Annotated in this window: 6 protein-coding genes; 3 read left to right on the forward strand and 3 right to left on the reverse strand. The window is 71.7% G+C overall.

Translation table 11 applies throughout. The features are described from left to right. The coding region (locus tag VGL20_00940; protein HEY2702232.1) for an AfsR/SARP family transcriptional regulator at positions 1-610 on the reverse strand (610 nt) is incomplete at its 3' end. 100 nt (positions 611-710) lie between these two features. After that, positions 711-1229 (reverse strand): MarR family transcriptional regulator, encoded by a 519-nt coding sequence (locus VGL20_00945; GenBank protein ID HEY2702233.1) that lies wholly within the window; start codon positions 1227-1229, stop codon positions 711-713. A gap of 117 nt (positions 1230-1346) precedes the next feature. On the opposite strand from VGL20_00945, the gene VGL20_00950 reads away from it, so the two are divergent. Beyond that, positions 1347-1916 (forward strand): YceI family protein, encoded by a 570-nt coding sequence (locus tag VGL20_00950; GenBank protein ID HEY2702234.1) that lies wholly within the window; start codon positions 1347-1349, stop codon positions 1914-1916. Positions 1917-1988: 72 nt separating this feature from the next. Then, on the forward strand, positions 1989-2444 hold the full coding sequence (locus VGL20_00955; protein ID HEY2702235.1) for a VOC family protein: 456 nt from the start codon (positions 1989-1991) through the stop codon (positions 2442-2444). Positions 2445-2447: 3 nt separating this feature from the next. Here the strand turns inward: VGL20_00955 and VGL20_00960 are convergent, their stop codons facing one another. Continuing rightward, positions 2448-3671, reverse strand: coding sequence for an acyl-CoA dehydrogenase family protein (locus tag VGL20_00960; GenBank protein ID HEY2702236.1), 1224 nt, complete (start codon positions 3669-3671; stop codon positions 2448-2450). A 56-nt stretch (positions 3672-3727) separates the two neighbouring features. On the opposite strand from VGL20_00960, the gene VGL20_00965 reads away from it, so the two are divergent. Next, positions 3728-4297: an alpha/beta family hydrolase gene (locus VGL20_00965; protein HEY2702237.1), complete on the forward strand. Its 570-nt coding sequence runs from the start codon at positions 3728-3730 to the stop codon at positions 4295-4297. Positions 4298-5185: the final 888 nt, after the last annotated feature.

Raw genomic sequence — 5185 nt, forward strand, 5'->3', positions numbered from 1 at the left:
GCATCTGCTGGGCGCGGGGGCGCTCGCGCAGCGGATGGGCGGCGACGAGAGCGCCCAGCTCCCCCACCACCGCCGCGTGGCGTCCGAGCTTCAGGTCGGCGTCGACGCGGTCCTCGAACGCGGAGAGCTGGAGCTCCTCGAGGCGGGCGACCTGGCCGTGCGCCGGGCCCTGGAGCACCACGTCGGCGAGGGCGGGGCCGCGTCGCAGCGCAAGCGCCTGGGCCAGCCTGGTCCGAGCCGCCTCGGGATCGCGGGCGAGGCTCTGCCGGGCCTCGTCGACCAGCCGCTCGAAGCGGAGGACGTCGACGGCGTCGGGCTCGGCGCGGATCAGGTAGCCGGGGCTTCGGGTGACCAGCACCGCGGTCGCCGCGCCCCCCGCCCGGCCCGGCTCGAGGATCCGGCGCAGGCTGGCGACGTGGACCTGGACGGCGTTCGCCGCGGTCTCGGGCGGGTTCTCCCCCCAGAGCTCGTCGATGATCTGGTCGACCGCGACCACCCGGTTGGCATTGAGCAGGAGGAGGGCGAGCAGCGCCCGCTGCTTGCCCCCGCCGAGGGTCAGCGGGCGGCCGCCGTCCACGACCTCCAGCGGACCCAGCAACCCGTACTGCATCCCGGCCACCGTCCCCCGGTTCCCGTCTCGACGCCCCGCGGCGACCGTAGCAGCCCCACGGGCGCCCCGGCAATTCCGTTCGACCGAAGCGAATGTCGGGTCACCCCGAACAGGCCTGCTCCTCGTCGCAGGGGGAGGTCGCCTCGTCGCAGGGAGGGGCCGCATCCTCGGAGAGCGGCCGGCTCACCGTCTCGAAGATCTCCCGCAGCTGGGTCACCTGCTCGCGGCTGAGCCGGTCGAAGAGGTGGGCGCGGATCGACTCCACGTGCTCCGCAGCCGCCGCATCGAGCACCCGGAAGCCCTCGTCGGTGAGCACCGCGACCGCCCCCCGGCGATCGGTGGGGCAGGCCTCGCGGCGCACCCAGCCGAGCTCCTCGAGCCGGGCCACGGCGTGGGAGAGGCGGCTCGGGGAGGACTGCGACCGGCGGGCGAGCTCGCTCATCCGCATCGCCCGCCCAGGCGACTCGGAGAGGCCGACCAGCACCTCGAAGTAGGCGACGGGCATGCCTGCGCTCACCAGCAGCTCACGGTCGAGCCGGTTCATCAGCATCCGGCCGCCGAAGAGGAAGGCGCGCCAGGCGTGCTGCTCCTCGTCGTCGAGCCAGCGGGGGGAGTCCATGGGGCGATCGTAGCACCGACGGGCAAGATGTTTGAACTCTCAAAAACTGTGCTATGGTGGTCCTCGAAGGTTGAGCACTCAATCACCAAGCTCTCAACCAAAAAGGGACCACCTCTGATGAGCACCGCCTCCACCCCCACCGCCACCGGCCTCAGCGGCCTCACCGCCGGCACCTGGGCGATCGACCCGGTCCACACCGAGGTCGCCTTCTCGGTTCGGCACATGATGGTCGGCAAGGTGCGCGGCCGGTTCACCGGCGTCGCCGGTGAGATCGTCGCCACCGACGACGGGTCGGCGACCCTGAACGTCAGCATCGATGTCGCCTCGGTGGACACCCAGAACGCCCAGCGAGACGAGCACATCCGCTCCGCCGACTTCTTCGACAGCGCCACCCACCCGAAGGCGAGCTTCCGCTCCACCGGGCTGCGCGCCCACGGCGGCGAGACCTACGTCGACGGCGAGCTGACCCTCCACGGCGTGACCCGGCCGGTGACCCTCGAGGTCGAGAAGGGCGGCGTCACCCGCGACCCCTACGGCAACCTCCGGGCCGGCTTCTCCGCCAGCTTCGAGATCGCCCGCAACGACTACGGCATCACCATCCAGATGCCCATGGACGGCGGCGGCGTGGTCGTCGGCGAGAAGGTGCGCCTCAATCTCGAGGTCGAGGCGGTCCTGCAGGCGGGCTGAGCCCGATACTCAGGTGGTCGAGGCCGCGCCCGGGTGACCGGGCGCGGCTCCGCCGCGCACGGAGACAGGGTCATGAAGGTCCACGAGCTCGGGCACATCGTCCTCTACGTCCGCGACGCCACGCGCTCGGCCGAGTTCTACCGCGACGTCCTCGGCTGGCGGCAGGTGATGCCCCCGGCGCCGGCGCCGGTCGAGGGCTTCGTGATGTTCTCCAGCGGGCGCACCCACCACGAGCTGCTGCTCATCGAGGTGGGCGACCAGGCCACCCCGATCCCGCAGGGCCGGCGGCTGGGGATGTACCACTTCGGTCTCAAGGTGGGCGACACCGACGACGAGCTGCGCGAGGCCCGCGACCGCGTCCTCGCGTCCGGCACCCGGCTGCTCGGCGCCTCCGACCACGGCATCACCCACAGCCTCTACATCGCCGATCCCGACGGCAACGAGATCGAGCTCTACATCGACGTGCCCGGGGTGCGCTGGGACGATCCGGCGGTGCTCGCCGCCCCGATCCGGGCCCTGCAGCTGTAGCCGTCAGACGAAGGCGCCGACCCCGGTGATGTCGCGACCGACGATCAGGGTCTGGATGGTCTCGGTGCCCTCGAAGGTGTAGATCGCCTCGATGTCGGCCATGTGCCGCATCACGTGGTACTCGAGCAGGATGCCGTTGCCACCGAGCAGGTTCCGGGCCTCGGCGATCACCTCGCGCGCCTTGGTCGTGTTGTTGAGCTTGGCCAGCGAGGCGATGGTGTCGGAGAGCCGGTGCTCCTCGGTGAGCCGTCCCAGCCGCAGGCAGAAGAGCTGCATCGCGGTGACGTCGGCGAGCATCCGCACCAGCTTCTCCTGGACGATCTGGAAGCTGACCAGCGGCTTGCCGAACTGCTCGCGGCGGCGGGCATAGGTGAGCGCGGCGTCGTAGGCGCCGACGGCGTGGCCGAGGGCCATCCACGCGCAGGCCGCCCGGGTGCTCGCCAGCACCCGTCCCGCGGAGCGGAAGCCGGTGGACCGCGGCAGCAGCGCCTCGGCGGGGACGCGGAGGTCACGGAGCTCGATGTCGGCCTGCCAGATCGCCCGCAGCGAGCCCTTGCCGGTGATCACCGTGGCCTCGTAGCCGGGGGCGCCGGGCTCGACGAGGAAGCCCTTGACCTGGCCGTCCTCGGTGTCGCGCGCCCACACCACCACGACGTCGGCGACGGTGCCGTTCCCGATCCAGCGCTTGGCGCCGCGGAGCACGTACTCGTCCCCGCGCCGTTCCGCGGAGGTCTCGAGCCGCACCGAGTCGGAGCCGTGGTTGGGCTCGGTGAGCGCGAAGGCGCCGAGCTTCTCGCCCCGGGCCATCCCCGGCAGCCAGCGCTGCTTCTGCTCCTCGGAGCCGAGCATCGCGATCGACCGCATCGCCAGCCCGGCCTGCACCCCGAGGAAGGTGCCCAGGCTGCCGTCGCCGCGGTTCAGCTCCATGTGGATCAGACCGGCGGCGATCGGGCTCATCGGCGGGCAGCCGTAGCCCTCGATGCCGTCGCCGATCAGGCCCAGCTGGCCGAGCCGCCGGAACAGGTCGACCGGCATCTCGGCGCGCTCCCAGTGGTCGGAGATGACCGGCAGCACCTCCCTGTCGACGAACCGCCGGGTGCGCTCCAGGTAGTCCATCTCCGCGTCGCTGAGCTCGTCGCGGATGAGCAGGTAGTCGGTGCCCAGGGCCTTGCCGATGTCGGTGGGCGGAGGCGCCGCCGCCGCGGGGGTGACGGTCTCGGTGGACATCGCTCGCTGCCTCCTCCCCGGCTCCTGCACTCCGGCCGGCCCCGGCCATCGTAGCTATGCTCCGCGCCGTGGTCATCCTCGGACACGGCGCCTCGGGAACCGCGGCGAGCATGCGGCCGCACGTCGAGGGGCTGCGCGCCCGGGGGGTGGAGGCGGAGGCCGTCGACCTCCCCAAGGGGCGGGCCGAGCGCGCCGTCCCCGTCCTCGCCGCCGCCGCCCGGCCCCACGGAGCGGCGGTGGTGATCGGCGGCCACTCGTACGGAGGCCGGGTGGCCAGCATGCTCGCCGCCGGCGAGCCGGTGGCCGGGCTGGTGCTGCTCAGCTACCCGCTCCACCGCCCGGGGCACCCGGACGAGCAGCGCACCGAGCACTGGCCTCGGATCGGCTGCCCGGTGCTGCTGCTCTCCGGCGAGTCCGACCCGTTCGCCCGTGTCGACCTGCTCGGTGCCGCGGTGGCGCTGCTCGGCGATGCCCGGCTGGTCACCTATCCGCGGGTGGGGCATGGCCTGGCACCGGTGCTCGACGACGCGCTCGACCAGATCGCGGCTTTCGTCGCCGGCCTCCGGTGGGCCGCACGCTTGGCTGCTCGTGCGGGGGCTCCCCGTGGGGATGGTCAATGTCCTTGACCTTGCCCAGGTCGAGCCCTTCCAATCTTGGGCCACAGCTCGTTCCGTCGCCGATGTGTTGCTCAGCAGTCTCATCGGCATCGGGCGGCCGAAACTCTCAACGAGGCGATCCCTTGTGGCGCCGGCGCGTCACGAGGATACCGACGGCCGTCCGTGCGGTCATCGCAAGAGCGAGGAGGCCCCAACACGCGGCCAACGACCCGTGGCCCCGTCCCCCCTCGAGAACAGCGATGCCGACTGACGCAAGGGCCAACGCCGGTGCGCCGCGACGCCATCGGTAAGGTGCGTTGGCCAGCATATCCCCCACCTTACCTGTTGGGGCATTAGCCCGCCCCCGAGGACGTCGTCGAGGCCCTGGGACGATATGGTCAGTGACAGCTAGCACTCATTCCGCTCCGCACGATCATGATCGCCACATGTACTATCGCTGTCTTGCGCGACGACGTCAGTCTCGGCGCGCAGTAGCTCGCGGAGGATCGCAGTAGCTCGCGGAGGATCGTCGGTTGAATGAGGGTGGTGGCCCGGCGCCAAGCCGGCCACGTCTTGCGATCGCCGTCCTGGTTGTACTCGTCGCCGGTCTAGTCGCGCTCGGCCTCGTCTTCAACCGGGTCGCCGGCAAGGACTCGAGTGCGGGCCTCGCCAACCCGGCGCCTTCGCCCTCCACTCAGGCGAGCGCCACGCCCTCGCCGACAGCGACGCCGACCCCCGCCCCCGCCACCATGGCGTACGCCGACTGTTCGAAGGCAACCTTCGGGCCGCCGCTCGCGCCTATGAACCCGCCCGCCGACCTCCATAAGTACCCGGCGCCGCCGGCCCTGGAGATCGACACCGCCAAGCTCTACCAGGCGACGGTCAGCACCTCACGAGGGAAGATCGTCCTCTGCCTGC

It is taken from the genome of Candidatus Dormiibacterota bacterium, assembly GCA_036495095.1.
GTDB lineage: Bacteria > Chloroflexota > Dormibacteria > Aeolococcales > Aeolococcaceae > CF-96.

Bases quoted from the DNA above. Each gene is read 5' to 3' on its own strand.
- VGL20_00945 (HEY2702233.1), bottom strand. From the start codon at position 1,229: ATGGACTCCCCCCGCTGGCTCGACGACGAGGAGCAGCACGCCTGGCGC.
- VGL20_00950 (HEY2702234.1), top strand. From the start codon at position 1,347: ATGAGCACCGCCTCCACCCCCACCGCCACCGGCCTCAGCGGCCTCACC.
- VGL20_00955 (HEY2702235.1), top strand. From the start codon at position 1,989: ATGAAGGTCCACGAGCTCGGGCACATCGTCCTCTACGTCCGCGACGCC.
- VGL20_00960 (HEY2702236.1), bottom strand. From the start codon at position 3,671: ATGTCCACCGAGACCGTCACCCCCGCGGCGGCGGCGCCTCCGCCCACC.
- VGL20_00965 (HEY2702237.1), top strand. From the start codon at position 3,728: ATGCTCCGCGCCGTGGTCATCCTCGGACACGGCGCCTCGGGAACCGCG.